At 47.0% G+C, this 4,975-nt stretch carries 7 protein-coding genes; 4 read left to right on the plus strand and 3 right to left on the minus strand.

Annotated elements, in window-relative coordinates:
- The 4 genes from moeB to NZ772_13665 all read left to right on the plus strand — a co-directional run.
- A partial coding sequence (gene moeB / locus NZ772_13650; protein MCS6814594.1) for a molybdopterin-synthase adenylyltransferase MoeB occupies positions 1–1,108 on the plus strand: 1,108 nt, incomplete at its 5' end.
- Positions 1,109–1,504: 396 nt separating this feature from the next.
- Positions 1,505–1,747, plus strand: coding sequence for a DUF1816 domain-containing protein (locus NZ772_13655; GenBank protein MCS6814595.1), 243 nt, complete (start codon positions 1,505–1,507; stop codon positions 1,745–1,747).
- A gap of 240 nt (positions 1,748–1,987) precedes the next feature.
- Positions 1,988–3,121, plus strand: coding sequence for a HetZ-related protein 2 (locus tag NZ772_13660; protein MCS6814596.1), 1,134 nt, complete (start codon positions 1,988–1,990; stop codon positions 3,119–3,121).
- Between the two features lie 141 nt (positions 3,122–3,262).
- Positions 3,263–3,721, plus strand: coding sequence for an FxLYD domain-containing protein (locus NZ772_13665; GenBank protein MCS6814597.1), 459 nt, complete (start codon positions 3,263–3,265; stop codon positions 3,719–3,721).
- A 9-nt stretch (positions 3,722–3,730) separates the two neighbouring features.
- Here NZ772_13665 and NZ772_13670 read toward each other — a convergent pair whose 3' ends face one another.
- The 3 genes from NZ772_13670 to NZ772_13680 form a co-directional block, all read right to left on the minus strand.
- Entirely contained in the window at positions 3,731–4,048 is a 318-nt protein-coding gene (locus NZ772_13670; protein ID MCS6814598.1) for a DUF3007 family protein, read from the minus strand.
- Positions 4,049–4,053: 5 nt separating this feature from the next.
- Positions 4,054–4,263 carry an NAD(P)H-quinone oxidoreductase subunit L gene (locus NZ772_13675; GenBank protein MCS6814599.1) on the minus strand — a complete coding sequence of 70 codons (210 nt, stop codon included), beginning with the start codon at positions 4,261–4,263 and terminating at the stop codon, positions 4,054–4,056.
- A 207-nt stretch (positions 4,264–4,470) separates the two neighbouring features.
- Positions 4,471–4,975: response regulator transcription factor (locus NZ772_13680; GenBank protein ID MCS6814600.1), on the minus strand; the 505-nt coding region annotated here is incomplete at its 5' end.

A 4,975-nucleotide genomic window follows, 5' to 3' on the forward strand; every position in this document is an offset into this window, starting at 1 on the left:
TCTCATCCTTCCAGAGGTAGGGTTAGAGGGGCAAAAGCGCTTAAAAGCTGCCAAGGTATTATGTATTGGTACAGGGGGATTAGGCTCTCCTTTGTTGCTGTATTTAGCCGCTGCTGGTGTTGGTCGCATTGGGATTGTAGATTTTGATGTGGTTGACAGTTCTAATTTGCAGCGTCAAGTCATCCATGGCACATCTTGGGTGGGTAAGCCCAAAATTCAATCAGCAAGAACTCGAATCCTAGAAATCAACCCATTCTGCCACGTTGACCTCTACGAAACTCGGCTTACCTCTGACAATGCCCTCGATATTATGGCACCCTATGACATTGTGGTTGATGGCACAGACAACTTTCCAACTCGCTACTTGGTAAATGATGCCTGTGTGCTGCTCAACAAGCCCAATGTGTATGGCTCTATTTACCGGTTTGAAGGGCAGGCCACAGTTTTCAACTATGAAGACGGCCCTAACTATCGAGATCTCTACCCAGAGCCACCCCCTCCTGGTTTAGTTCCATCCTGTGCTGAAGGTGGTGTTTTGGGCATCTTGCCAGGCGTAATTGGGACTATTCAGGCCACAGAGACGGTCAAAATCATTCTAGGGGTTGGTGAAACTCTGAGTGGACGCTTGCTGCTATATGATTCCTTGAATATGCGGTTCCGAGAGTTAAAGCTGCGTCCTAACCCAGAACGTCCAGTGATTACCAAGCTGGTTGACTACGAAGAGTTCTGTGGCATTCCCCAAGCTAAAGCCCAGGAGGCCAAGCAATTGTCTGAAATCGCTGAAATATCTGTCCAGGAGCTGAAACAACTGCTAGACAGCGGTACTGAGGATATTCTGTTACTAGATGTTCGTAATCCTGAAGAGTATGAGATTGCTCGAATTCCAGGTTCTGTGTTGATCCCCTTGCCAGAGATTGAGAATGGTAATGGCCTTGCTAAGATAAGGGAACTTTTGAATGGTCATCGGCTAATTGCCCACTGTAAGATGGGAGGACGATCGGCAAAGGCCTTAGCGATTCTCAAAGATGCTGGAATTGATGGCATCAATGTGAAGGGTGGGATCCGGGCTTGGAGCCGAGAAATTGATCCCTCAGTCCCTGAGTACTAATGGTTCTAAACCAAGAGCTGGACAAGATCCCTTAGTGAGAAAGTCTCATTGAGGGATTCTTTATAAGTCCGTTACGTAGCTTTAGGCAGACAGCACTGCAACTGGGTTATGGTCGTACCATCTTAATTTACCCACACAGCCAAAACTGTAGGACAGCTCGATTGCTGTCGAGGCTTGCGGTGAAGGCTTAAGTCTCTACTACCAACGTTCTAACCAGATTGGGTATCGCTATACTTCTCTAATGGATAGAGGGATCGCTGCAATATATGCTCAAATTTCTTCAAATTCCTTAGAAATTTTTCATCTTTTTTGCTTAAGCTAGGTAGTCAGTTAGGCTTATCTGTTTGACTAGTTTGTACAGTCCCCTTTATCCATTCATTAGTGATCAATAGACCTATGCTCGACCAGATCAAAAAAATTTTTCCAGGGATGCTTGGTGGCGCTAAACAACCTTGGTGGGTTGAGGTAACCACTACTCAGCCAGATTGCACCTATTATTTTGGCCCGTTTGATAACTCTGATGAAGCAGCAAACGCCCAGCATGGGTATATTGAAGACTTAAAGAAGGAAGGTGCTGCCCATATTGAAGCGGTGATTAAGCAGTGTAAACCTGTGTCCTTGACGATCACCAAGGATTAGGAATCCTAGTTCCCTGGTAACTGCCAACTGCTGAAGCTATGGGAAGATAACTCTACCTTCTCCCTAAAAACCAAACTAAAATGGTGCTTGCTGCGTAGGGTAGGTTGAAGTTGAATTAGCGGCTTTTCTGCTCAGTGGCCGTGGGTGATCGCTTGTGTGATTTACGGTTAGCAGCAGTTTAGCAGAGGTAGAATTGGTAAACTTCAATCTCTGGCCAGGGAACGTTAGGATTAAAACTTCATGGCAGTAGCTGAAAATTTAGTCCAGGATTGGCGATCGCGCTTGCAAGCAGATTTGCCTGCACAACGTCCGGAAACTCACGAAAGTGTGGTCAAGTGGCTGTTGGGTGCTAATCTGTCACGGTATGATGAGATGCCGCCAGAGCAGTTGAGGATTGCTTGTCAGGCTATGGACTATCGGTATCGTATTCTCTCTCAACGGTATTTGGGAGTGAGTCCAGACCGAGCCTATCGCAGTCTGATTCAGCGTTTAGGTAGTTTGTTTTTAATCCGCAACAAGGTGCGCACCTGGATTGCTACGTCTCGCGATCGTCAGCGAACGGTACTGGATGTGTTGCAGGAGGTTATTCAAGAACTGCTCCAGAATGACCGCTACATGCAAGAACAACTGGACTGGATTGCTCAATGTACTAATGATCGCCGTCTCCGCGATGCCCTACTGCTAGCTTCTTTAGAAGAGTATTGTCTGCGACCGATTCGTAACCAACCGTTGCTCATCTATCGCTTTGTCAACTATTTGCGGCGGAGTCAGCGTGGGGGCATGACACAAGTCCCTGCTAATGATCTGATTCGTCTTGTCTCTGATGAAATTATGACTGACGAGGGTGAGAGTGCTCTGAGCTTGCTAGATACCCAGGCTATCGCCCAATATCAGGATGAGCAAGCCTGGGAAGAGCAACAATTGCTACGTATGGCTGTGCAACGTGAGTTTGAAGCCTATCTAGCACAGGAAGTGGATCCCAAAGCAGCCGAATGGTTACGACTCTACTTACAGGGTCACACCCAAGAGGCGATCGCCAAGTTGCTAGATATGCCCATTAGGCAAGTCTATCGCCTGCGTGAGAAGATTGGTTACCATGCAGTAAAGGTGTTTGCGTTGAAAGCCCAACCTGAACTAGTGGCAAATTGGCTAGAGATTTCACTAAAGGAACATAATTTAGGATTAACTCCTAGTCAGTGGCAAGACTATGTTGCTAAGCTAACACTGCAGCAGCAGAGGCTCTTAAACCATTTTCGGGCAGGTAAGACAGTGGAAGCAATTGCTAAGGAGTTTAACCTTAAAACCAATCAAGTTATTAGCGAATGGGGAAAGCTATACTTGGCAGCCCAAGAGATTCGTGCTGGTGGTGACTAGGTAATTGGTATCGGTGGCACTAGACTTGGCAATGACAGAGCTAGAGATTGTTGGTGAAATCTGATTGTGAAGACAAGCCTGCTCAATAACGATTCACGATACTCTAGTAGAGTACTCTATGAATGGAACTGAGATTACAGTATGGTACGGCTGTCTGGCCTCAAACTAGCGTTACGGCACATGGTTGTCCTAGTATTGGCTGGTATGTTCTGGCTAGTGAGCTGGGTTAACATGCCGTGGGCATTGGCACTCATTCAGGTGGAGTTGACAGACATCTCTTACCACGAGTGTCCGCCTGAGTTAGCGACGGGTAATGTGACTAGTGGCGGCAATGCTCTACCTGCTAACTGCTTTATTGTGACGGGAAAGGCAAAAAACACTTCCAACAAGCCGCTGGTCAATGCTGATGTCTATGGACGCATTTATGATGCCAATGGTGACCCAGTGATGCAAAACCGAACCCGATTGGGATCGATCGCTGAAATTCCCCCTGGTGTTAGTGACTTTGAGCTACGGATCAGTGTCCCTGCTAACCAGCCAACTCCTTTACAGTTAAAGCAGTTCAAGGCTACTGGTTTCACAGGCACTGTTCGTCGGTAGCTAACTTAATTACATGGCGGAATGACTCTGGTTATCCTGCTCCAGTTCAGCCTGAAGAGCAGCTAGCTCCTCAGGTGTCATTTCCTCTAGGCGCTTTTGCAACACAGCCGTCTCATAATCTCGCAATTGCTGATTGTAGGTCATGGTCTTTGTAAGGGCGCGATATAAGTAGGTAACTAGCCAGCCCAAAAGACCGAGGATAAGGACTACTTGGCTCCAGATCCCAGCATCTAGGGCGTTTAGCCCAAACCAGCGCATAACCCCATAGACAGCACCGCTACCCACGAAGATAGCAATACCAATGCCAATGATATCAATACGTCGCATGGGCATTAGGCAATTTGGCGAGGTTTCGGGCGACTATTTAAGAAGGGAGCTAGGAGCAGTAGTCCAGGGAAAAAGAAAAATACCAAAAAATACATAAATCCTCTCTCAAAGGAGCTAGCAACGTACCACCGAGCTTGCAGATACATAAACACGATGAACGGAACTACAAATAAGTAGGCTCCCCCTAGGGCTGCATACAATGCCAAAACGACCATAGGAATTACTTGAACGCACTGAATGAAGTTAACTGCAATTGCGCAGGCACGATCGCTAGTGATCTGTTGCCCCGAAGAGCTAGTCTGAACCTACTTTACCACTAAGCAACCCAGCGATAATGATGTCAATTGCTAATGCTAGAGATTACTGGATCTAAGGGTTCTAGAAGAATCTAGGGATGCTAAACGTGGCAATTACAGGTACAACTATAAACTGTGGTGAGCTTCACTGGGCATAGCATTCGTTGCTGCTCGCACTTCTAGTTTGCGGGGAGGGGCGCGGTCAACTGTCCCCTTACTGCCATTGATCCCCAGGGCTTCCATGTTAAGCCGATAGCCAACGTTCCGAACGGTCTGAATTAAGCTAGGCTGTCGGGGATCTAATTCAATTTTTTTCCGCAGTGAAAGCACATGGGTATCAACTGTACGCAAGTTGTCGATCGCATCAGGCCAAGCTCGTCGCAACAAGTCACTACGTCCTAGAGGTGTGCCAGCAGCTTGAGCAAGCACGTATAGCAGACTAAATTCTTGGGGTGTCAGGTCAATCAACTCATCCTTAAAGCGAACTCGACGCTGTACTAAGTCAATTTTTAGTTCGCCATAATCTAAGGATGCGGGTGCAATCATAGCCAAGCTTCTGCGAGTCAACGCTTCGACTCGGGCTAAGAACTCTTGCATTCCGAAAGGTTTTGTCAAATAGTCATCAGCTCCT

The organism is Cyanobacteriota bacterium, from assembly GCA_025054735.1.
GTDB lineage: Bacteria > Cyanobacteriota > Cyanobacteriia > SKYG9 > SKYG9 > SKYG9.

Excerpts from the sequence above, each read along its gene's own strand:
- NZ772_13665 (MCS6814597.1), top strand. The coding sequence starts at position 3,263 with ATGGTACGGCTGTCTGGCCTCAAACTAGCGTTACGGCACATGGTTGTC.
- NZ772_13660 (MCS6814596.1), top strand. The coding sequence starts at position 1,988 with ATGGCAGTAGCTGAAAATTTAGTCCAGGATTGGCGATCGCGCTTGCAA.
- NZ772_13675 (MCS6814599.1), bottom strand. The coding sequence starts at position 4,263 with ATGGTCGTTTTGGCATTGTATGCAGCCCTAGGGGGAGCCTACTTATTT.
- NZ772_13670 (MCS6814598.1), bottom strand. The coding sequence starts at position 4,048 with ATGCGACGTATTGATATCATTGGCATTGGTATTGCTATCTTCGTGGGT.
- NZ772_13655 (MCS6814595.1), top strand. The coding sequence starts at position 1,505 with ATGCTCGACCAGATCAAAAAAATTTTTCCAGGGATGCTTGGTGGCGCT.